Origin of the sequence: Histidinibacterium lentulum, assembly GCF_003789055.1 — a bacterium.
Taxonomy (GTDB): domain Bacteria; phylum Pseudomonadota; class Alphaproteobacteria; order Rhodobacterales; family Rhodobacteraceae; genus Oceanicola; species Oceanicola lentulus.
In genome coordinates this window covers 42,638-64,549 of the sequence record NZ_ML119095.1, presented here as the reverse complement: position 1 = coordinate 64,549, position 21,912 = coordinate 42,638, and the positions used below count along the sequence as shown (strand labels likewise).

The 21,912-nt window shown below is 65.6% G+C and carries 24 protein-coding genes; 15 read left to right on the top strand and 9 right to left on the bottom strand.

Translation table 11 applies throughout. The annotated features are described in order from the left end of the window. Window positions 1–442: 442 nt before the first annotated feature. From tnpA to EAT49_RS20710, 4 genes are all read left to right on the top strand, one after another. Window positions 443–892 carry an IS66-like element accessory protein TnpA gene (gene tnpA, locus EAT49_RS20725; protein ID WP_342773835.1) on the top strand — a complete coding sequence of 150 codons (450 nt, stop codon included), beginning with the start codon at window positions 443–445 and terminating at the stop codon, window positions 890–892. Beyond that, on the top strand, window positions 889–1,245 hold the full coding sequence (gene tnpB / locus EAT49_RS20720; RefSeq protein WP_221181485.1) for an IS66 family insertion sequence element accessory protein TnpB: 357 nt from the start codon (window positions 889–891) through the stop codon (window positions 1,243–1,245). The genes tnpA and tnpB overlap by 4 nt, the downstream gene beginning before the upstream one ends. 57 nt (window positions 1,246–1,302) lie before the next feature. Continuing rightward, a complete protein-coding gene (tnpC, locus tag EAT49_RS20715) occupies window positions 1,303–2,868 on the top strand; it encodes an IS66 family transposase (protein ID WP_123644180.1) in 1,566 nt (521 codons plus the stop codon). A gap of 61 nt (window positions 2,869–2,929) precedes the next feature. Further along, window positions 2,930–3,385: a hypothetical protein gene (locus EAT49_RS20710; RefSeq protein ID WP_123644179.1), complete on the top strand. Its 456-nt coding sequence runs from the start codon at window positions 2,930–2,932 to the stop codon at window positions 3,383–3,385. Window position 3,386: 1 nt separating this feature from the next. On the opposite strand, the gene EAT49_RS20705 is transcribed toward EAT49_RS20710, so the two are convergent. Further along, window positions 3,387–4,931 (bottom strand): DNA cytosine methyltransferase, encoded by a 1,545-nt coding sequence (locus EAT49_RS20705; RefSeq protein ID WP_185020866.1) that lies wholly within the window; start codon window positions 4,929–4,931, stop codon window positions 3,387–3,389. Between the two features lie 67 nt (window positions 4,932–4,998). On the opposite strand from EAT49_RS20705, the gene EAT49_RS20700 reads away from it, so the two are divergent. Further along, the gene (locus tag EAT49_RS20700; protein ID WP_123644177.1) at window positions 4,999–5,496 is read left to right on the top strand and encodes a very short patch repair endonuclease; all 498 of its coding nucleotides are present in this window, start codon (window positions 4,999–5,001) and stop codon (window positions 5,494–5,496) included. Between the two features lie 355 nt (window positions 5,497–5,851). Here EAT49_RS20700 and EAT49_RS20695 read toward each other — a convergent pair whose 3' ends face one another. The 3 genes from EAT49_RS20695 to EAT49_RS20685 form a co-directional block, all read right to left on the bottom strand. Further along, window positions 5,852–7,078 (bottom strand): IS110 family RNA-guided transposase, encoded by a 1,227-nt coding sequence (locus EAT49_RS20695; protein ID WP_123644176.1) that lies wholly within the window; start codon window positions 7,076–7,078, stop codon window positions 5,852–5,854. 473 nt (window positions 7,079–7,551) lie between these two features. After that, the gene (locus EAT49_RS20690; RefSeq protein WP_244304760.1) at window positions 7,552–7,893 is read right to left on the bottom strand and encodes a YnfA family protein; all 342 of its coding nucleotides are present in this window, start codon (window positions 7,891–7,893) and stop codon (window positions 7,552–7,554) included. Next, a complete protein-coding gene (locus EAT49_RS20685; RefSeq protein WP_045681275.1) occupies window positions 7,890–8,330 on the bottom strand; it encodes a MerR family transcriptional regulator in 441 nt (146 codons plus the stop codon). Before EAT49_RS20685 ends, EAT49_RS20690 begins: the two co-directional genes overlap by 4 nt. Window positions 8,331–8,422: 92 nt before the next feature. On the opposite strand from EAT49_RS20685, the gene EAT49_RS20680 reads away from it, so the two are divergent. Both EAT49_RS20680 and EAT49_RS20675 read left to right on the top strand, forming a co-directional pair. Beyond that, entirely contained in the window at window positions 8,423–10,654 is a 2,232-nt protein-coding gene (locus EAT49_RS20680; protein WP_208997431.1) for a heavy metal translocating P-type ATPase, read from the top strand. Between the two features lie 230 nt (window positions 10,655–10,884). After that, window positions 10,885–11,151, top strand: coding sequence for an ion channel (locus tag EAT49_RS20675; RefSeq protein WP_123193413.1), 267 nt, complete (start codon window positions 10,885–10,887; stop codon window positions 11,149–11,151). A 53-nt stretch (window positions 11,152–11,204) separates the two neighbouring features. Here EAT49_RS20675 and EAT49_RS20670 read toward each other — a convergent pair whose 3' ends face one another. Beyond that, window positions 11,205–11,666 carry a c-type cytochrome gene (locus EAT49_RS20670; RefSeq protein ID WP_082724933.1) on the bottom strand — a complete coding sequence of 154 codons (462 nt, stop codon included), beginning with the start codon at window positions 11,664–11,666 and terminating at the stop codon, window positions 11,205–11,207. Window positions 11,667–11,747: 81 nt separating this feature from the next. Between EAT49_RS20670 and EAT49_RS20665 the strand changes: the two genes are divergently transcribed. The 8 genes from EAT49_RS20665 (at window position 11,748) to EAT49_RS20635 (ending at window position 19,327) form a co-directional block, all read left to right on the top strand. Further along, window positions 11,748–12,146 carry a hypothetical protein gene (locus EAT49_RS20665; protein WP_045681279.1) on the top strand — a complete coding sequence of 133 codons (399 nt, stop codon included), beginning with the start codon at window positions 11,748–11,750 and terminating at the stop codon, window positions 12,144–12,146. Between the two features lie 72 nt (window positions 12,147–12,218). Beyond that, entirely contained in the window at window positions 12,219–13,772 is a 1,554-nt protein-coding gene (locus tag EAT49_RS20660) for a multicopper oxidase family protein (RefSeq protein WP_062563567.1), read from the top strand. Window positions 13,773–13,892: 120 nt separating this feature from the next. Then, entirely contained in the window at window positions 13,893–14,021 is a 129-nt protein-coding gene (locus EAT49_RS21755; RefSeq protein ID WP_264224588.1) for a hypothetical protein, read from the top strand. Between the two features lie 16 nt (window positions 14,022–14,037). Continuing rightward, complete coding sequence (locus EAT49_RS20655) at window positions 14,038–14,424, top strand: DUF302 domain-containing protein (RefSeq protein ID WP_045681285.1); 387 nt, start codon at window positions 14,038–14,040, stop codon at window positions 14,422–14,424. A 1-nt stretch (window position 14,425) separates the two neighbouring features. Next, window positions 14,426–15,100, top strand: a complete 675-nt coding sequence (locus tag EAT49_RS20650; protein ID WP_045681287.1) for a TVP38/TMEM64 family protein — start codon at window positions 14,426–14,428, stop codon at window positions 15,098–15,100. Beyond that, complete coding sequence (locus tag EAT49_RS20645; protein ID WP_045681289.1) at window positions 15,097–16,407, top strand: APC family permease; 1,311 nt, start codon at window positions 15,097–15,099, stop codon at window positions 16,405–16,407. Before EAT49_RS20650 ends, EAT49_RS20645 begins: the two co-directional genes overlap by 4 nt. Before the next feature lie 67 nt (window positions 16,408–16,474). Next, window positions 16,475–18,808, top strand: coding sequence for a heavy metal translocating P-type ATPase (locus EAT49_RS20640; protein ID WP_062563565.1), 2,334 nt, complete (start codon window positions 16,475–16,477; stop codon window positions 18,806–18,808). A 39-nt stretch (window positions 18,809–18,847) separates the two neighbouring features. After that, window positions 18,848–19,327, top strand: coding sequence for a DUF411 domain-containing protein (locus tag EAT49_RS20635; protein WP_045685040.1), 480 nt, complete (start codon window positions 18,848–18,850; stop codon window positions 19,325–19,327). A 192-nt stretch (window positions 19,328–19,519) separates the two neighbouring features. On the opposite strand, the gene EAT49_RS20625 is transcribed toward EAT49_RS20635, so the two are convergent. From EAT49_RS20625 to EAT49_RS20610, 4 genes are all read right to left on the bottom strand, one after another. After that, window positions 19,520–19,774, bottom strand: coding sequence for a hypothetical protein (locus tag EAT49_RS20625; RefSeq protein WP_203561091.1), 255 nt, complete (start codon window positions 19,772–19,774; stop codon window positions 19,520–19,522). Further along, window positions 19,774–20,448: a YcbK family protein gene (locus EAT49_RS20620; RefSeq protein WP_062563563.1), complete on the bottom strand. Its 675-nt coding sequence runs from the start codon at window positions 20,446–20,448 to the stop codon at window positions 19,774–19,776. The genes EAT49_RS20625 and EAT49_RS20620 overlap by 1 nt, the downstream gene beginning before the upstream one ends. A gap of 75 nt (window positions 20,449–20,523) precedes the next feature. Beyond that, window positions 20,524–20,811, bottom strand: coding sequence for a DUF6127 family protein (locus EAT49_RS20615; protein ID WP_075784372.1), 288 nt, complete (start codon window positions 20,809–20,811; stop codon window positions 20,524–20,526). A 19-nt stretch (window positions 20,812–20,830) separates the two neighbouring features. Beyond that, a complete protein-coding gene (locus EAT49_RS20610) occupies window positions 20,831–21,907 on the bottom strand; it encodes a DUF2793 domain-containing protein (protein WP_093359542.1) in 1,077 nt (358 codons plus the stop codon). Window positions 21,908–21,912: the final 5 nt, after the last annotated feature.

Here is a 21,912-nt window from a genome sequence, read left to right as displayed (position 1 = left end):
CGTTCGACACCCAAAACCTCGCCCAGCATGGCACCTTCCGATAAGACACGTCGCTAACGACGTCGTTATGCACGTGTCTTAGCTCGGAACCCCGCAATCAGGCAGGCGGCTTCAATCGGGCGGTTACACGCTTTGCGCGAACCTGAGCGCTTTGCGGCGGCGCTGAGGGCGTGGGGCATGGAAGGTTGTTCACCCCAGGACGAGGATGTGATTGCATACTTCAATGAATGCAAGGATTACCAACCACCATTCCAAGAGATGAGAGATGGAGTAAGAATTGCATGTTTTGGCTCGCAACGGGACAACCTGCTTATGTGGTCTCACTACGCAGACGGGCTTCGCGGATTTTGCATTGTCTTTGATGAGAACTTGGTCGTAAGCGCCACGCCGATCCCCTGCTGCCGCCGGCGATCTGACTGGGCCATTCTGCGCGAGCACGAGCGTGGGAGGCAGTGGTTTGGAGCGAGACGGCAAAGTGGGCGTCCATTTGGACGGCTCGACGGGTGGTGGGGTTTCCCGGCTTGAGGTGATCGAGGGGCCGACTGGTCGGCGGCGGCGCACGAAGGCAGAGCGGGCACGGATCGCGGCGGAGAGTCTGGTGCCCGGGGCGAAGGTCGCGGACGTTGCACGACGGCACGGAACGACGCGCTGGCAGGTCTACGACTGGCGGAAGAAGCTGCGGACGGGTCAGCTTGTCGTTCCAGAGAGCTTGGCGGCACTGCCGATGTTCGCGGAACTGGTGGTCGACGATGCTGCGGCGGTGGCGCCGGCGTCGCAGACCTTGCCTGCGCTGGAGATCGTCGTCGACGATGTCGTGATCCGCGCCCGGACCGACGTCGACGAGGGACTGCTGGCGCGGGCGATCCGGGCGGCGCGGGCGTCGATGTCATGATGCTCGGCCAGGGCGGGCCGGTGAAGGTCTACGTGGCGATGCGCCCGGTGGACTTCCGCAAGGGGATCGACGGGCTGGCGCTGGCGGTACAGGAGATGCTCGGGCTCGACCCGTTCTCCGGGGCGATCTTCGTGTTCCGGGCGAAGCGGGCGGATCGCATCAAGCTCCTGGTCTGGGACCAGACCGGGATGGTGCTCGTTCACAAGCGGCTGGAGGGCGGCAAGTTCGTCTGGCCCCAGGTGCGGGACGGCGTGATGCGGATGTCGTCCGCGCAGCTGGCGGCGCTGTTTGAGGGGCTGGACTGGCGGCTGGTGCGACCGGAGCGGGCGCGGCGTCCGCAGGCCGCCGGCTGAGCCTCCGGGACCTGTTCTTGCTGGTCAGCACGGGGCCCGCGTGATTCACTTCGGCACATGGATGCCGACGCCCTCAGCCGCGAGAATGCTCACCTGAAGGCCCGCCTGGCCGAGGTCGAGGCGACGCTGGCCGAGGTGCAGGAAGCCAACCGCCGGCTGGAGGACATCCTTCGCACGTCGCAGCGCGAGACGTTCGGCAGGCGCTCCGAGAAGCTGTCTGCCGATCAGTTCAACCTACCGCTCGAGGACGCCGAGCTGGCCCAGGGTGTGCTCGAGGCGGCGCAGGAGAAGGCCGAGGCCGCGCTGCGACGGGCGCGCGGGGAGACGCCCCGCAAGCCGGCGCGCAATCGTGGCCATCTGCCGACGCATCTGCGCCGCATCGAGCGCGTGATTGAGCCCGCCAGCACCCTCTGCCCCTGCGGCTGCGGCGAGATGGCCCGGATCGGAGAGGACATCTCCGAACGGCTCGACGTGATCCCGGCGCAGTTCCAGGTGCTGGTGACGCGGCGCCCCAGATACGCCTGTCGCCGCTGCTCACAGGCCATGGCGCAAGCACATGCGCCCGAGCATGTCGTGCCGGGCGGGCTGCCGACCGAGCGGCTGATCGCATGGATCATCGTGTCGAAGTTCGGAGACTTCCTCCCGTTCTACCGCCAGGCCGGGATCTTCGAGCGGCAGGGGCTCCACCTCGACCGCGGCACGCTCGGCAACTGGGTCGGCCGCGCCTGTTTCCACCTGACGCCGGTCATCGACCACGTGCGCGACCATCTGCGCACCGCCGATCGCATCTTCGTCGACGAGACCCGCGCGCCGGTGCTGGACCCCGGCCGGAAGGCCACGAAGAGCGGCTACTTCTGGGCCGTCGTGTCCGACGATCGCGGTCATGGCGGCGCTGGGCCACCCATCGTGCTGTTCCACTACGCTCCCGGTCGGGGGAAGTCGCATCCGCTGAAGTTCCTCGCCGGATACCGCGGCCGGTTCCTGCAATGCGATGCCTACCAGTCCTACAACGCGCTGACGGAAATCCCGCGCGAGAATGGTCCGTGGCAACTGGTCTATTGCTGGACCCATGTCCGCCGTCGCTTCGTCAAGCGCTTCGAGAACGAGGGCTCCCCCATCGCCGAGGAGATGCTGCGCCGGATCGCGGCTCTCTATGGGGTCGAGAAGGCTGTCCGCGGCAAGGATCCTGCCGTCCGCCTCGCCGCCCGCCGAACGCACGCCGCTCCGATCATCGCAGCGCTCAAGCCGTGGCTGGAGGCCAAGCTGTCGTGCATCCCGCAGAAATCCCGGCTCGCCGAGGACATCCGCTACACCCTCGCGCACTGGCCCGGCCTGATCCGCTTCCTCGACGACGGCACCCTCGAACTCGACACGAACCCGGTCGAGAACCAGATCCGCCCGATCGCGCTGACAAGAAAGAACGCCCTCTTCGCGGGCAACGAGACCGGTGCCGAGAACTGGGCCATGCTCGCCTCGCTGGTCGCCACCTGCAAGCTGGCCGGCGTGAACCCGGTCGAGTACCTCGCCGACACCCTCCGGGCCATCCTCGACGGACACCCCAAATCCCGCATCGAGGATCTCATGCCCTGGCGCTACGCACGGCCGTCAAGTCTCGCCGCATAGGGCCACGCCGTCGCGCTTACACTTGGTCACCAAAGCCGAGCCTGAAGGTTATGTTGTGGACGTGGCCTACATCGATGCGCCACCAACTTTGGACAGCTTCGTCTACGCGATCGCTCGGGACCAAGACTGGTATCATCAGATGGCAATCGAGGAGACGGAAACACGAATCCAGCATTTGAGGAAGACGGACGAAATGAGCTGGATCCCAATTTACGAACAGGCTGGTGCAGTCGCGTTACGGCAGATGCAAGAGATATGGCGACTTGTCTTCGCTGCGAAGCCCACGGAATGGAAATATGAGGGAGAGCGACGTCTTCTGGTTCAATCGCCGCAGAGCGACACCGCACCGATCCTTCGGCCGTACCCTCGCGAGGCGATCAAGGAAGTCATTCTGGGAGAGCGCATGGTGGACCACTATCGAGTGCAAATTCTGGCCTTGATGAAGAAACGCTACCCTGAAGTTCCGGTGAGGACGGCTCGTCGTGCGAAAGGTGTTTACACTTTGGTTATCGATTAACCTACCTATTGCTAGCTCGAAGGCTTTCAAACACTAGGCGCGCGATCTGCTTTGCAAGGAACGGCGGCACGGCGTTTCCGACCTGGACATACTGCTGTGTCCGATTGCCGAGAAACAGGTAATCGTCGGCGAAGGTCTGCAGGCGGGCTGCCTCGCGCACGGTCAGGCTGCGGCACTGGATCGGATCGGGATGGATGAAGTAGTGGCCATCCTTGGAGATGTGGCTCGTGACCGTGGTCGATGCCTCGTCCGCCAGCTGAACCCGGAAGCGGTCATTGAACACACCGCTGTGCCAGTTGCGGTGATCGGGGCTGAGCACCAGAGGAAAATCGGCGGCCTTCGGGCTGTAGCCACGGACGGTCCCGAACACGGCAGCGAACAGGTAGCGACCCAGATCCGATCCCATGTGCCCGCGCGTCTCGTGCTGGGCGATCGCGCGAAGTTCCGGTCGCTCGATCCACTGCAGCAACTCATCGTTCGAAGTGCCGTAGCCGTCTGGCAACCGTGACGCGGCCCGAACAATTGGCGGGTTTTCCTTCACTCGCTCCGAAACGGTCAGGAACGCTTCGCGGAGCGCACGTTTCTCCTTCCCCCTGGAGATGCCGGCCAGCAGCTTTGCGGCGTGTAGGACTTCTCCTCGCCAAGCAGCCGCGTCGTCGCGCCCGCGGCTGATGCCGCTTCGCAAGGCGGGCATCGTATCGATGACATCGCGGACGGTCCGCGCGATCCCCGATACAGCGATCTCCGCATCGGCTGCCTGTCCTGCGATGTCCGAACGGATGCCGACGATGATCACCCTGTGGCGACGCTGCGGGACTCCGAACGCCTCGGCGCGCACGATGAAATCCGAGGGCTGCGCCGCCTCCTGCAGGCTGGCCTTGCCATCCTCTACCCGGACGGCACGAAGTTCGTAGTGATGGGCGTGACCCGTGCCGAGCGAGGACAGATCCTCCATCATCATCTCGAAGACAAGCCGGCTCTCGACTGTGGACGAAAGCATGCCCTTGACGTTTTCCATAACAAAGGCGGCCGGGCGAAGCTTGTCGAGGACCCGGATGTACTCCCGAAAGAGGTAGTGCCGCGCATCTTCCTCCGGGACATAGCCGACCTTGCCTCTGGAGCGGACGCGCCCCACCAAGGAATAGGCCTGACAGGGCGGACCGCCGATCAGGATCGTGTCGTCGTACTTTCGTTTCAGCGTTGCGATGGCGCCATCAATGGCGGTTGCCGCAGCCCCGGTGCCGAGCTCGAGCGCGCGGGCTTCGTCGGTGGCATGCTTCCACGCTTCGGCATCGGCGGCTGACCAGTCCGGTTCGGATGCCAGCCCGGCATGGAAATCGATGAACTCTTTCGGCAAGACGCCATGACGTGCACGGTACTCGCGCAGAAAAGCACGCAGCGTCAGGGTCCGATGGGCCGACGCCTCCTTTTCGACCGAAATGCCGATCCGGAACGGCGCATGGCCGTCCTCGACGAGGGAAGCGAACCCCTCGCCAAGTCCGCCCGGGCCGGCGAACAGATCGACAATACCGAAAGTGGAAGGCAAATCAGGCTCCTGACGAATTTCATTCAGCCGGTATATACCAGGTTCAGGGACGAAAACCAGGACGGATGTGACCGATATTGTGGACCAGCAGACCCGTTCCCGGATGATGTCTGGGATCAGGGGAAAGAACACCAAGCCCGAGCTGGCCCTCAGGCGGGCATTGCACGCGCGCGGTTTCCGCTTCCGGCTTCATTCCGGCAAGGTTCACGGTCGACCGGACCTTGTCCTTCCGAAGCACCGGGCCGTGGTCTTCGTGCACGGCTGCTTCTGGCACCGACACCAAGGGTGCCGCTACTCGACCGTACCGGCAACCCGGCCGGAGTTCTGGCGGGCGAAGTTCGATGCGAACACCGCTCGAGACAGTGCCGTTCGCACAAGACTCCTCGAAGACGGGTGGCGCGTGGCGACGGTATGGGAGTGCGCCCTGCGGAAGCCGGAACAGGTTAGCGCCACGACCGATCTCCTCGCGGCGTGGCTGCACATGGGGCCTGTCACCATTGAGATCGGTGAAAGCGACATACTGCATAGCGGGAAAATCGCTACCGACGGGGATCGCGGCGGCTAAACCACCACCCCGCTGCTTCACCGACCTGGACATTGTTCGATTTCGGTTCCCTCTCGAAGCGCGTCCCTGAAATCGAAGTGCTCAGCGGAGACGCGATATTTTCGCTGTATTTCCAACGCCTTGAAGAAAATTCACCAAATCGGTGCAGTCATCAGGTCCGGAGAATATCGGCCTTGAGAGAGCGCTTGCGAGCCTCCTGGCAGCAGGAGGGGTGCTCAGGCCCACCTACATAACCCTCGAAAACACGGATGAGATTGAACAGCCCCTTTCGCTGCAACCGTGCTATTTTCGGGGGCGCGGGCGACCGCGTGGCCAAGAGCGGAGCATGAGGGGAAGGCTTCGTCGCGCAGCCTGATCAGTGTCGCACCTCGCTTGCGGCGCCCGCACCGTCCTTCTTGTTCTGTCGTCGCCAGTGCTCGGTGATGCGCCTGTACGCTCGTTCGGCCTGCTCGGCCTGGGCGCGGTCGGCTTGGCGGCGTTCCGTGATCCCGTATTCGTAGGCGGCGCCCCGCGTCCCGGGTTTGGCGGCGTGACCGGCCGCGAGTTCGAGATTGCGCAGTTTTCGAGCCATGAGCAGGGGCCGCCCCCAGGCGTAGTCCTCGCCTTTCGTGAGCATGTGCCAGATCAGGACGGTGAGCTTGCGGGCGACCGCAACCGCGGCGACATGGGCGCCGCGCCGGGCGCGCACGCGTTCGTAAAACGCCCGCATCGGGCCCGGGCTGCGCACCGTCTGCCATGCGGCCTCGACCAGGAAGTGACGGGCCCGGCTGCTGCCGCGCTTGGTGATCCGGCCGTGGTGGGCCCGCCCGTCGCCGGACTGCCGGACACTCGGGTTGAGGCCGAGATAGGCCACGAGCTTCTCGGGAGCGGCGAAGCGGTCGATCCGGCCGATCGCCGCCATCATCCCGACAGCCACGACCATGTCGATTCCGGGGATCGTCATGAGACGCCTCACGTTCGCGTCGTCGAGCGCGATGCCGGCGATGTCGCGCTCGACGGCCTTCTGCGCCGCGGTTTGGCGGTCATATTCCTCGAGATGCCGCTCGATTGCGACACGTTCGTCCTCCGGCAGGTCCTGTGTGCGGAGCCAGGCACGCCCCTTGCCGCCGAACAGGTCGGCATGCGGGCAGCGCGGGGCCAGGTGCGCGTGCAGGATGGATTGCACGATCGCCTTGAGCCGAGCCCGGCTCTTCACCAGCTGCTTCCGGCGCGTGACCTGCCGGCGCCGGGCCTGCGTTGCCGCGTCCGGAATCCAGACTTCGGGCAAGAAGCCGGCGGCGTAGAGCTTCGCCAGCACCCGCGCATCGATCTTGTCGGTCTTGGTCTTGGCCCGCGCGATCAGATGCACCTGAAGCGGGTTGGCCACCGCCACCCGAGCCACCTTCGGCGCAAGGATGTCCAGGACCGCCGTCGCATTGCCGGTGCACTCGACGACGACGTGATCCGTCGACTGCAGGGTGTCCGCGAACGACTCGAGCTGGTCCCGCGTCATCCCGATCCGTCCGAGCCGGTGGCAGACGCCGTCCTCGAGCGCCACCGCTTCGGCGAATGCCCGATGGATATCGAGCCCAATGATCCGCATGTCTCCCTCCTCTTCCGTCGAAGCGGGAGCTGGCGGGCACGCGGCAACTACAGATCCGTGCTCTCGGCACATCCGGGCAAGCCGCAGGGGCGACCAATTAACGGAACGGGCTCTCGGCCCATGTTTTCAGATCGGTCTGCCCGCACTCACGTGCTCCCGGTGCCCCGCATCCCGGATGACCGCATCATAGCATTGGTCCGACGCGACCGGCAGGACTCGAAGCACCGACCCAATCATGCCGGATAACGGAAAAATCCGGCCGCAGCCGGATCGGGAGAACGCTTTCGCGGGGGCAAGTGGCGGAGGGGATGGGTCTGACGTCCAACCTTCTCCAGTATAAGTCATTGATTTTATTTGATGCGCACAGCTGCTACGCTGGAAGAGCGGGAGTCCGTCCGCAAAGGTTGGCTCTATCGTGATGTCGGCAACGATGAGCGGCAGTCGGCTGCCTTGATCTTGGAGAGCACCCCCGATCATCCACCAGCCGCCCTCGGCGCCAACAGGATGACGGCCGCACCGGCGAGGCAGATTGCGGCACCTGTCAGGTCCCAAGTGTCCGGGCGCTGCTTCTCGATGAGCCACAGCCAGAGGAGCGAGGCTGCGATATAGACCCCGCCATAAGCTGCGTAGGCCCGCCCCGCAAAATCGGAGGGGGCAAGGGTCAGGAGCCAAGCGAAGACGGCCAGGCTCAGGAGGCCGGGGACCAGCCAGAGCGCGCTCGCGCCTTGCCGCATCCATGCCCAGACCGCAAAGCAGCCCGCAATCTCGGCCAGAGCGGCACCGATGTAGATGGCGAGGGTGCCGGGTGCTTTCACGATGCCGCCTCGCTCTCCGGATGCTGGTGATCGGTTGCGCATAGCGAATGGTCGCCCAGAACTTCAATGACCCGGCAATCGGCAATCCGACCGCCTGCACATTGCACGACCATGCGCTCAAGTTCGCCTTTCAGCGCAGTCAGGCGCGCAAGGCGGCTTTCAACCTCGGCCAGCTGCGCCCTGGCGATGACATCGGCGGCTGCGCAGGATTGATCGGGTCTGTCAGAGAGACTCAGAAGGTCTCGGATAGCGTCCAGCGGAAAACCGAGCTCCCGCGCATGGCGGATGAAGGCTAGCCGATCCAGTGCCGACTGCCCATAGAGCCGCTGGTTCCCGGCACTGCGATCTGGCTCCGGCAGGAGCCCGATCTGCTCGTAGTAGCGGATCGTCGGAACCTTCACGCCGGCCGCTTCGCCCAATTTTCCGATGGTGAGCATCAGATTTCCTCTTGAAGCTATAGCTACTAGAGACCTTAGGTTCCCGACTCAGCAAATACAATGTTGCCCGCTGGGCGGGTTGGAAGGGCGTGATGACGGCGAACGACAGTGCAACCTACGAATGGACGGTTTCCGGGATGGACTGTGCGTCGTGCGCCGGCAAGGTCCGGGGTGCGGTCGAACGCCTGCCTGGCGTGAGCGACGTCGATGTGGCGCTAATGACCGAGCGGCTTCGGCTGACTCTGGATGAAGGGCAGACCCCTCGCAACCAGATCGAAGCAATCGTCAAGCGGCTCGGCTACGGGATCGCGGCGAAAGGATCGAGCCCCGATCGGAAAGGCTTCGTGCTGCCGGACGATGAGCAAGCGTCCCGTGCGGACGGCTCGCGAGATGCCGCAGGACTCGAGCCCAACGCTGGATCGACAGGGCCCGAGAGCGGTCCCGGGCCCGGTTCGCGTTGGTATCAGACCGCGAAGGGCAGACTGGTGATCGGCACCGGTCTCCTCCTCGCGGCGGCATGGGCCGTGAAACTGCTCGCCTCCCAGGATGTGGCAACGTGGGCATTCATCCTCGCGACGCTCATTGGTGTCGCCCCTATCGCACGCCGCGCCGTCGCGTCCGCCAGAGCGGGGATGCCGTTCACGATCGAGATGCTGATGACAATCGCCGCCAGCGGCGCGCTCGTCATCGACGCCGCCGAGGAAGCGGCGCTCGTCGTCTTCCTCTTCGCCGTCGGGGAGGTTCTCGAAGGTGTTGCGGCGAACAAGGCCCGCGACGGGATCCGGGCGCTCGCTCGTCTGGTACCGAAGACCGCGATCCTGGAGATCGGCGGCCGGACTCGGGTGATACCAGCCGACCAGCTGCAGGTGGACCAGATCGTTCTGGTGCGCCCGGGAGACCGGGTCCCGGCAGATGGCGAAGTTATCGAGGGCACCTCGGGCGTCGATGAGAGCGCCGTCACGGGCGAGAGTGTGCCGAAGCTGAAGGAACCCGGTGCCTCCGTCTTTGCCGGCTCCATCAATTCCGAGGCGGCGCTGCGTGTTCGGGTCACCAAGTCGGCCGAGGACAACACCATTGCCCGTATCATCCGGCTGGTCGAGGAAGCGGAAAGCGCCCGGGCCCCGACCGAGCGCTTCATCGACCGTTTCAGCCGCATCTACATGCCGGCCGTCGTCGGAGTTGCGGTGCTGGTGGCCATCGTCCCGCCCCTCGCGTTCGGGCAAGGCTGGGATACGTGGATCTACCGGGCGCTCGCGCTTCTCCTGATCGGATGCCCCTGCGCGCTGGTGATCTCGGTACCGGCTTCCATCGCCTCTGCGCTTTCTTCAGGCGCGCGTCGCGGGCTGCTGATGAAAGGAGGCGCCGTGATCGAGGCCGCGGCGGCCACCACGCATGTCGCATTCGACAAGACCGGAACCCTGACCCACGGACGGCCGCGCGTCACGGACGTGGTGCCGATCTCGGGATCGGAGACAGAGGTGCTGGCGCTGGCTGCCGCCGTCGAAGCGGGGTCGAGCCATCCTCTGGCGGAGGCGATCCTGTCCCGCGCGGAAGCTGCGGGAGCGCCGTTCCTGGCCGCGACCGCCGCCAAAGCGCTTCCGGGCAAAGGGGCCGAAGCAGTCGTTGAGGGTGAAACCGCCTGGGTGGGCTCTCCACGGTTCGCCGGGGAGCGCGGTGTGTTGGACGACCACGCGCTCCGGGCGGTGGTCGGCATGGAAGATGAAGGCAAGACAGTCGTCGCGGTCTTCCGCCGGAGCCAGTTGGTCGGACTCGTAGCGCTCCGGGACGAACCCCGAGAGGATGCCGCCCGCGCGGTGCAGCAACTCAAGGCGCTTGGCATCGCGTCTGTGATGCTGACCGGCGACAACCGGCGCACGGCAGCAGCCATTTCCGCTGGGCTGGGCATTGACCATCGCGCCGAATTGATGCCCGAAGGCAAGGTCGCCGCGATCCGTGAGATGACCGCCAGAGACCGCGTGATGATGGTGGGCGACGGCATCAACGATGCCCCTGCGCTCGCCACCGCCCACATCGGAGTTGCCATGGGCTCCGGAACGGACGTCGCGCTTGAAACCGCCGACGCCGCGATCCTGCGCAATCGCGTGACCGATGTGGCCGGCAAGATTCGCCTTGCTCGCGCAGCCATGGCGAACATCAGGCAAAATGTGGCGATCGCGCTCGGCCTTAAGGCGGTGTTTCTGGTGACGACGATCCTCGGCATTACCGGGCTGTGGATCGCGATCCTTGCAGATACCGGCGCGACGGTGCTCGTCACACTGAACGCGCTGCGGCTTCTTGCGTTTGATCCGGAACGTGAGGCCTGAGATCAGATCATCGGCAGGGCGATGGTTCCGCTGCCATGCCGCAGGGCCGAGCGCTGAGAACATAAACCTCGGGGTACTGTTCCGCCGCGAGTGCTCAACATGCTGCAACTGGAATCGGGCTTCTGCTCGGTTTCGCGCTGGTGGCCGCCATCTGGTCGCGCACCACTACGGGGCTATTGGCCGTCCGGGGCGTGAAGCCGAACTCGAAAGAGAGACCGCAGGCGGCGATCATGGTGGCGTTCGTCGGGCTGCTCGCGCTCCACACGATTGAAATCCTGGCTTTCGCCGCAGTCTACAGGGCGCTGCAGGGCTGGGGCGTGGGAGGCTTCGACGGCAGCTACGACCCATGCTGGAGCGGCCTGATCTACTTCTCCGGCGTCAACTTCGCCACGCTCGGGTACACGCAGATCGAGGCAACCGGGCCGATACGGATGGTCAACATGATGCAGTCGCTCGGCGGCTTCATGGTGCTGACCTGGTCGGCGACGTTCCTCTAACTCGGTCTGCGAACTGGCCTGGCGCGAGTAGCAGCCGACGACCATGGGGAATGTCAGTTTGCCTCCGACACCCTCTCTTGGTATCGGCGCTCGCGCTCTGGCCATGTGCTCTTGATGTAGTCGAGAACGGCGCGGATGTCCGCGTCGCTCAGCACGTCTGCGAAGCCGGGCATGTCGCTCTCGTATCCGCCGCCGACCACGGCGGCGGTGCCTTCCCTAACGATGCGGAACAGGACATCGTCAGGATGGTGCCAGGTGTGGCCGCTGGCGTCGTGGGGTGGCGCCGGCAACCGGCCGGACGGAAGCGGCGAGCGCCAGCCCGGCTGGCCCTCCAGTTCCGCGCCGTGGCAGGCGGCGCACTGATCCGCATAGATCTGGCGTCCTTGCGCGATGATGTCCGCCGACGCCACGGCGGTGGATGCGGTACCGGCATAACGCCAGCCAGCAAAGACCGCGAGGATCACACCTCCGACGACCAGACCGATCACAACAGTATTTCGGAGAGCTTTTTTCAAGACGTCTATCGCCGATCACTGCGGAATAACATTCGCGTTTGGTCGAGACCACGTTGTGCCAGCGGCGAGGCGCCTGCGACAATGGACATTCTCGTGAGCAATGCCTATCTTTGCAGCATGCTCGAACGTGTCGTCACCATGCTTGCCATACTCGCGATCACCGTGGTGACGACGGTGACCTCCGCGCATGCGACACGCATGAGCATGAATTCCGGTGTGGATCACGCGATGCATGTCGCCGACATGATGCACTCTCCGGTCATTTCGGGCTTCGACTGTGACGCTGGAGAGCACTGTGGATCGGCCGATGCCGAGATGTGCGAGTTCGTATGCGCAGGCCTCTCTGCCTTCCTGACGTCGGCAGGCGAGGAAGCCGGGCACGCCTACGGCGCCGCCAGTCATGACGTCCCGTCCGCGGCAATCCACGTCAGCCGTGCGCCGGGACTGAACGAACGACCTCCCAAGCTCCGTCTCCTCTGAGCGCGCCCGGGCAGACGCCCGAGGCGCCCCATCGGTATTGATGAACGGGACGGAAGTCCCGAGGAGACGACCATGAACATGCTTTCTCGACGCGGCTTTCTTGCCGCAAGTGCGGCCGCCATTGGCGCTGCACACTTGCCCCGCATCGCCTTCGCGCAAGGGGTGGCGCCGATCAGCCTCTCCGCTGCGACGCGCACGCTCGACATCGACGGTCGCGCTGCCACGGTCTTCGGGCTTGCCGGCCCCGGCGGTCAGGGACTGATCCTCGACCCCGGCCAGAGGTTCCGGGTCGATCTGACCAACGACCTGGACGTCGGTACCATCATCCACTGGCACGGACAGATCCCGCCCAACGCGCAGGACGGTGTGCCGGACATGCCGATGCCCCTCCTCGCACCGGGTGAAACCCGATCCTACGACTTCGAGGCACGGCCCGGCACGCACTGGATGCACAGCCATGTGCCCACCCAGGAGATGCAGCTGCTCGCCGCGCCGCTGATCGTGCGCTCGGCCGAGGACGTTGCTGCCGACCGGCAAGACGTCGTGATGTTCCTTCATGACTTCTCCTTCAAGGCCCCCGAGGAGGTTCTGGCCGAGATCGGCGCAGGTCATGGCGGCGGGCACGGCGCGGGCCATGGTGCCGGTGCATTGCCCGATCAGGGCGCTCCCATGGGAGGCATGGGGGCGATGCAGGGCATGGATCACGGGGCCATGGGCCATGGCGCCACGGGCGGCATGCCGATGGGCAACATGCCCCGAATGGGCGGGATGATGGGTATGGGCGGCCAGATGGGCGGCATGGCCATGGACCTGAACGACTATGACTGGGACGCCTATCTCGCCAATGACCGGACCCTGTCGGACCCGGAGGTGGTCCAGGTCGAGCGCGGTGGCCGTATCCGGCTTCGGGTCATCAACGCCGCTGCGGCGACGGTATTCTGGATCGAGACCGGCGGTGCCGAGGCGCGGCTGGTCGCGGTAGATGGGCACGCGGTCGAACCTCTCGCCGGCACGCGGTTCGGTCTGGCAATGGGCCAGCGTCTGGACATCGAGATCGACCTGCCGCACGAAGGCGGCGCCTGGCCGATCCTCGCCCTGCGCGAAGGCGCGCGCGAGCGCACCGGCCTGATCCTCGCCACGCAGGGTGCCGAAGTGCGGCGTCTCGATGCAATGGCGGATGCCGAAGCGCCCGCGTTCGACACCGATCTGGCGCAGGAGGCGCGCCTCATCGCGCTGGACGCTCTGCCGGATCGACCCGTGGACCGCAGCCAGATGCTGATGCTGGGCGGTTCGATGCAGCCGTACGTCTGGACGATAAACGGGGCAGTCTGGGGCCAGCACCAGCCGATCACCGCACGCAGCGGTGAGCGGGTCGTGCTGTCGTTCCACAACATGTCGATGATGGCGCACCCGATGCATCTGCACGGCCATGTGTTCCAGGTCGTCGGGCTGAACGGGCGTCGGGTCGCCGGTGCACTACGCGACACGGTTCACGTGCCACCGATGTCGATGGTCGATGTCGCCCTCGATGTCGGTGAGGCCGCCCGATGGATGCTGCATTGCCACCACATGCCGCACCTTACGACGGGGATGATGACCGAATTCGCGGTCACGGCGTCCGTCTGATCCCAGCGGGTCGTCCGGACATGGCGCCCCGCCCGGCACCGATCCTGGTCTGTCCTGCCCCATGTTGTCGTGAGGGCCGGCCAAAAGACGCACCCTGCGGGTAAAAATCAGGAGGATGAGATGATGAACTGGAACGACATGGGCCCCGGAATGGGTTTCGGAATGGGGTTTGGCTGGCTCTTCGGCCTGCTGATCCTCGTGCTGCTGGTTTTGGCCATAGCAGCGCTGATCAAGTATCTTCGGAAATAGAAAAAAGGAGTTGGCAATGACCTACACGATCAATCGAATGTTCCCCGACGCCGGTATCGACGACGTCGACGCTCGCGCGCGGAAGGCCCTCACCGACCACGGCTTCGGCATCCTGACCGAGATCGACGTCAAGGCGACGATGAAGAAGAAGCTAGATGTCGAGATGCCCGCCTACCGCATCCTCGGCGCCTGCAACCCCAAGATGGCGCATCAGGCCATCGGGATCGAACCGCGCGTCGGTGCGATGCTGCCATGCAACGTCATCCTGCGCGAGGTCGACGGTGGCGTGGAAGTCAGCGCCATCGATCCTGTGGCGTCGATGCAGGCGATTGAGAACGCCGAACTGACGGCCGTGGCGGGCGAGGTGCGCGACCTCCTGGCGAAGGCCGTCGCGGCGGTCTGAGATGAGCCTGCGCGTCACCATTCTCGCGGGCCTTGCGATCCTCGGCATCGGACTGCTCGCTGTCTGGCAGTTCGCGCCTTCGGTGTTCGCCGAGGCGCGCAGCCTCCTGGAGCCCGAGCGTCTGGAAACGCTGGTGGCGCGTGCGGGTCTCTGGGGGCCGGTCCTGATCGTCACGCTTATGACCATCGCGGTCGTGGCCAGCCCAATCCCGAGTGCACCCATCGCACTGGCGGCCGGAGCGGCCTACGGACATCTCTGGGGGACCGTGCAGGTCGTCATCGGCGCCGAGCTCGGGGCGCTGATCGCCTTCGGTCTCGCACGGGTTCTGGGGCATGACGTCCTGCGGCGGGTGTTCGGGGACCGCGTCGATGCCGGGCTGCTCGGCTCGCAGAACGCGTTGACGGCGACGGTTCTTGCCAGCCGCCTGATGCCCTTCGTGTCCTTCGACATGATCAGCTACGCGGCCGGACTGAGCCGATTGCACGCCTGGCGTTTCGCCTTGGCAACACTGGCGGGGATCATTCCGGCAAGCTTCCTGCTGGCCCATTTCGGCGGCGAGGCGGTGAGCGGAGATCTGGGCCGGGCGACATGGGCAGTACTTGGCCTCGGCCTCTTGACGGGCCTGCCACTGCTTTGGGTAGCCATGCGGCAAAAGCCTGAAAAGGGAAATCCATGACCGGAAGCGAGTACCAGAAGAACAGCATCACCCTTTCCGGTGCGGTAGCCATGGGCACCGGCGTGATGATCGGCGCGGGCATCTTCGCGCTGACCGGCCAGATCGCCGAACTCGCCGGGCCTCTCTTCCCGCTCTCGTTCGTGGTCGGCGCCATCGTGACCGCCTTCAGCGCCTACACCTATATCAAGATGTCGAACGCATACCCGTCTGCGGGCGGCATCGGGATGATCCTGAAGAAAGCCTACGGACCGACGACGGTCGCGGCGGGCGCAGCTCTCCTGATGGCGCTGTCGATGGTCATCAACGAAAGCCTCGTCGCTCGCACCTTCGGAACCTACACCCTGCGAGCCTTCGGCGGCGATCCGGACAGCATTCTCGTGCCGGTCCTCGGCGTGGGGCTGATCGTCTTCGCCTATCTCGTGAACGTCTCTGGCAACCGGTCGGTCGGGCTGCTGTCCATTATCATGGCCATTCTCAAGGTGGGCGGCATTGCGCTGTTCGGGGCGGCCGGTCTGTGGGCCAGCGGCATTTCGTTCGAAGCGTCGGGCGGAGATTTTCGTGCGGGTGGGTTCGTGGCGTCGGTCGCGCTGTCCATTCTCGCCTTCAAGGGGTTCACGACCATCACCAACAGCGGCGCCGAGGTGACCAATCCGCATCGGAACGTGGGCCGGGCCATAGTCCTGTCCATCGCCATCTGCGTCGTCGTCTACCTGCTGGTCGCATTCGCGGTCGGCTCCAGCCTGCCGCTCGATCGCATCGTGGCGGCGAAGGACTACGCGCTGGCTGAAGCGGCCCAACCAGCCCTCGGGCAAACCGGCTTCTACCTGACGGTGGCGCTTGCGCTGGTGGCAACTGCCTCGGGCCTGATCGCCAGCGTGTTTGCCGTCTCGCGGATGCTGGCGATGCTGACGGACATGAAGATGATCCCGCACAGCCATTTCGGGATGCCAGGCACGATCAAGGACCACACACTCGTCTACACCGTCGTGATCGCAGGCTTCCTGACGGTCTTCTTCGACCTCAGCCGCATCGCCTCGCTCGGGGCCTTCTTCTATCTGGTGATGGACATGATCATCCATTTCGGCGTGTTCCGGCATCTGCGCGAAGAAATCGGCGCTCGGGGCTGGGTGTTGCTGACGGCAATCGCACTTGATGCCGTGGTGCTGGCCGCCTTCGCCGCGATGAAATGGCAGTCCGACCCCTTGATCGTCGTCCTGGGTGCGATCGGCATGGCGCTGGTGTTCCTGTTCGTCGGAATCTTCCTCGCACGGAATCCCGCCCTGGAAGGCGCTCACGACCACCATTGAAAAGAGCTTGAGCTTCCAACGGCTGGAAGCGGCAAGCTGAAACAAGAGATCGAAAGGCTGGCAGACTATGGAGCACGATCACCATCACGCGGCGCCCGACATTCCGGCGGGGGCGAATACCGCAAAGGACCCGGTCTGCGGGATGACGGTCGCGGTCAAGCCGGACGGGCGTCACGCCGAGTTCCAGGGAGAGACCTTTCATTTCTGTTCGGAGAAATGCCAGTCGAAGTTCAAGGCGGATCCGTGGTTCTACGCCTCGGGCCGGGCCGCCGGACAGAAGAAGGCTGCTCCGGCCAACGTCCAGTACACCTGTCCGATGCATCCCGAGATCGTCCGCGATGCGCCGGGGTCCTGCCCGATCTGCGGCATGGCGCTGGAACCGATGGTGCCGTCGGATGAGCCCAGCGAGGAGCTGACCGACTTCACGCGTCGGATGTGGATTTCGGCGGCGGCGGCGGTGCCGCTCATCATCCTGACGATGGGTGAACTGGTCGCGCTGCCAGTGCGCGACTGGATCGGGCATCAGACCGCAAGTTATCTCGAGTTCGTGCTGGCAACGCCGATCATCCTCTGGGCCGCCTTGCCTTTCTTCCGGCGCGGCTGGGACTCCATTGTGAACCGCAGCCCAAACATGTGGACGCTGATCAGCATCGGCGTGGCGGCGGCCTACCTTTACTCGCTCGTCGCGACGTTCCTGCCGGGGGTGTTTCCGGAACAGTACCGGATGGGCCACGGCGTCGGCACCTATTTCGAGGCGGCGGTGGTGATCGTCGCGTTGGTCTTCGTGGGCCAGGTGCTGGAACTCCGAGCGCGAGAACGCACCGGGGATGCGATCCGCGCGCTTCTGGATCTGGCGCCGAAGACCGCGCGGCGCATCCTGCCGGACGGCACTGAATACGATGCGCCGCTGGAGAACATCATGGAGGGCGACCGGCTGCGGGTCCGTCCCGGCGACGCCATTCCGGTCGACGGCACGGTGATCGAGGGCCGCTCGTCGCTGGACGAAAGCATGCTGACCGGCGAGTCAATGCCGGTGGAAAAGGGGCCGGGGGATGAGGTGACGGGCGCCACGATCAACAAGAACGGCTCTCTGGTCATGGAGGCAGGCAAGGTCGGGTCCGATACCGTGCTGGCGCAGATCGTGGCGATGGTGTCGAACGCGCGGCGGTCCCGCGCGCCGATCCAGGGGCTGGCCGACCGGGTGTCGGCGATATTCGTGCCGACGGTGGTGGTCATCGCCATCGTCGCCTTCGTGGTCTGGCTGATCTTCGGCCCGGAGCCCGCGCTGGTCTTCGCAATCGCCTCGGCCGTGTCGGTCCTCATCATCGCCTGCCCCTGCGCGCTGGGGCTGGCGACACCGATCTCCATCACCACGGCGGCGGGGCGCGGCGCACAGGCGGGCGTGCTGATCAAGGACGCCGAGGCGCTGGAGCGAATGGCAGGAGTCGATACGCTCATCGTCGACAAGACCGGCACGCTGACCATGGGCAAGCCGAAGCTGACCGATACGGTTGCGCTCGGGGACGTCACCGAGACCGACCTGTTGTCGCTGGCCGCAGCGCTGGAGCGTGGCTCGGAACACCCGCTGGCTGAGGCGATTGTCGAGGGAGCCGAGGCGCAGGGTGCGCCGCGTCAGGAGGCCACGGACTTCGACGCCGTCACTGGCAAGGGCGTACAGGGCCGGGTCGGTGGGCGCGCGGTGGCGCTAGGCAACGCGGCGATGATGCGGGAGATGGGGCTCGACACCGCGCAGGCCGAGTCAAAGGCCGACACCCTGCGCGCCGAGGGCAAGACGGCGATGTTCGTCGCGCTTGACGGCGCGCTCGTCGGCATCGTGGCGGTCGCCGACCCGATCAAGGAGAGTACCGCGCAGGCCATTCGGGAACTTCATGCCCAAGGGCTAAGGGTGATCATGGCGACGGGCGACAACGAACGCACGGCGCAGGCGGTGGCGGGCAAGCTCGGCATCGACGAGGTGCGCGCAGGCATCCTGCCCGAGGCCAAGAAGGACCTGATCGACCAGTTGCGCCGCGACGGCCACAAGATCGCCATGGCGGGCGACGGGGTGAACGACGCCCCCGCGCTCGCCGCCGCCGATGTCGGCATCGCCATGGGCACCGGGGCCGATGTTGCGATGGAAAGCGCAGGCATCACCCTGCTGGGCGGCGACCTGATGGGCATCGTGCGGGCGCGCAAGCTCGCCCGCGCCACCCTGCGGAACATCAAGCAGAACCTGTTCTTCGCCTTCGCCTACAACGCGCTTGGCGTCCCCATCGCCGCCGGGCTGCTTTACCCTGTCACCGGACTTCTGCTCTCGCCGATGATCGCGGCGGCGGCGATGAGCCTGTCGTCGGTCTCGGTGATCACCAACGCCCTGCGGCTCAGGCGGGTCGACCTCTGATCTGCCAGCCCACACATCCAACCTCGAAAGGAACATCAGATGACCCAAGACATGTTTTCCCGCCGCAAGCTCCTGATCGGTACAGCTGCGCTGGCGGCTGCGTCGCCCTTGAGGGCTCTGGCGCAAGGCGCCGGTCCGGCGATCCACGTGATGAAGGACCCCAACTGCGGCTGCTGCTCGGCCTGGATCGAGATCCTCGAGAACGACGGCTTCGCCGTCACGACCGAGGCGAGCGCCGGGACGCTTCTGATGCGCTACAAGCTGGACAACGGCATCCCGCAGGAGATGGTCTCCTGCCATACGGGTCGTGTGGATGGTTACATTATCGAGGGTCACGTCCCTGTTGCCGACATTCGCCGTCTCCTGCTGGAACGCCCCGACGCGGTCGGCCTCGCAGTGCCAGGCATGCCCTACGGCTCGCCCGGGATGGGACCGGAAAGCCAGCGCGAGGCCTACGACGTGTTTCTGATCCGGCGCGACGGATCGAACGAGGTCTTTACCAGCTACGCTGCTGCCTGACCTTGAGGCTCCAATTCGGCTCTTGATCAGGGGCGAGAACACATACGGACCTGATCCCGGATCACGGCGTAGTCGCTCAGCATCTCGGCGATGGCCGACCCGTGCGGCAGCCGCGCGAGCTCCTCGGCTGCGCGCGCCTGGAACTCGCGGCTGTACTCTACCACGGGCGGGCAGACGGTCGCGATGCCGGGCTCAGAACCGACCGTTGCGCAGCCGCTCAGCAAGCTCGTCGCGAGACCTAGGACGACGAGCCGTCGCCTCGAGCATCTGGCGTTGGACATCATTGGCTTTCTCCGTGGTCTGAAGGCGTTCAGCGAGGCGTCCCGCTCGCTCGCCGGACCGCCGAAGCGAAAGCAGGAACAGGAGCAGGGCGAGGATGATGGCGCCGTAGCGCAAAGCGGCCCGCATCCATGGGCTGGCGGCGAACCCGATCAGGAGCGGGGCCATCACCGCTGCCCTCGGCGCCAGTCATCGAGACGCGCGTAGATCGTGACCGCGATGCCGCCAAGCGCCACGGCGATGAATACCCAACGCAACGTGTCGAGATACGGCACAAGCGGCAAGATCGCGGTCTGGGTCTCGGCCAGCACCTGCTGCGCCACCTCGACGCCCGCCGCGCCCAGCGTCGCCACACCGGCTGCCCCGCCGCCCTTCATGGTGCGGCTGTCAGCCAGCACCTCGCGCGCGGGCGGCGTCTCGGCTGCAAATGCCGTCGCCCGGACCGGGAACCGCTCGCCCCACTGCCGCGCGGGCCCGAGATCGACATGGATGAACCCCGATCGCGGGTAGAAGCCGAAGCCGAGGAATCCGACCTCGCGCGCCGCAGCCTCGAAGGCCACCGGATCGTGGTTCGCCATGGCGATGTCGAAGGCGGCGCCGTCGAGATGCTTCGACCGGCCCGCGCCCCCCACGGCACGGTTGTGCTCTGGGCTGCGGTAGGCGGAGCGGACGATCAGCGGCTTGCCCAGCCGGTCGCGCAGCGCCTGCAGCTTGTCGAGCGCGGTTTCGTTCACGAGCAGCTTGCCGGTGCCCCGGCATGCAATCTCGGCGGGCGAGAAATTCGGCCAGCGCCAGGCGCTCTCCGGCACATCACGCCAATGGCGGTGGAAGGTCGTGGTCATGAGGGTCCTCCGAAACGAAAAAAAACCGCCTCGAGGGCGGGTGCGGTTGGGCTGGTGAACGGGGGTGTTGAGCGGCTACGGGCCGCCGCCGAAGATCTTCAGCTTGATCGCTATACCCGCGAGCAGCGCCAGCATGACGCCGGTGGTGATCATGCGGACGGCGGTCTGCATCGCGGTGCGGCGGACCAGCCGGATGCAGTCGACCAGGGAGCGCAGATCGCGGATGTCGAGCGCGGCCTCGTCGCCGTCGAGGCCGACATCGGCCAGCGCACGCTTGGCGCCTTCCTCCGCCGCCCGGGTCAAGATCGCCTCGAACTCGGCGTCGGGCATGCGCACGAAGCCCTCGGATCGGGGTGGGTTCATCGGATCCTCCTTCCGCCGCTCAGCCGACCTTGCAGCCCCAGAAGGACGTGTGGTCGGCGGCGAAGTAGCCGTCCGCGACCCGGAAATACCCCTGCAGCTCGACGGTATCGCCTGCCGTCAGCGGCACCATGGTCTGAAGCCAGATCGCGGTAGCGAGCGAGACATGAGTGGCGGAGATTTCGCCGAGGGAGCCGCGGATTTCGGTCGTGCCGTTCAGGACGAGCCGCCCGCGCATGCGGGCGGTGGCGCTGGCGTTGATCTTGTACAGCAGAGTCGCGCCGAAGAGGTAGGTGCCGTCCACGGGGGCGACGAAGTGGTTGTTCACGGCGTCGAACGCGCCCTGATCGTTGTAGTCGGTGTTGTTAAGGCCGATCTTGGTCCAGGTGCCGACGCCGACGTAGTTGTCGTAGTTCGTGTAAGCCTTGAACCGCGGCAGCCGGGGCTGATCGACAATGCCGGTGGCGTTGTCGACGCTCAGCCCGTCGAAGAAGGTGCTGCCGTCGGCGGAGACCGCGAGCCGGAAGCGGTCCGACCCGAACAGCCCCACCAGCGCCTTGGTCACGAAGCCGGTCTGGAGGGTCAAACCGAGATCGTCGCCGGCCGCCTCCTTGTTCATGGTGTAGAACAGGTCGCCGGTGCCGCCCTCGGCCACGGTCCTCGCCGTCCAGAGCGCGGCGTTGAGCTTGGCCGAGAACGGGTTCGATGCATCCGCCGTGGTGCCAACCCCGAGGAGCGCCATGTTCTGCAGCGCCGCCGGTGTGGTCCCGAGCCAGCCCGCGCCATCGTAGACCAGCAGCAGGCCCTCGTCCTCGACCCATGCGCGCCAGCCGATCCGCGGGGGAAGTCGCAGCCAGGCGCCATCGGTCCAGAGCGCGACGTTCAGGTCCCATCCGGACCATTCGCCCGTCGCGCCCGAGGCGACGATGTAGCGATCGCCATCGGCGGGACTGCCGGGCGGCGCTGTCAGATCGCGGTCGAGCACGGAGAGCTGCACGAGCCCGTCGAGCAGCCGCAGCGCCTCGTTGTGGGTGACGTGCTTCTGGGCCTGCGCCGCCAGGATGTAGGGCAGCAGGAGATGGGTCGTGGCGTCGGACATGGGAT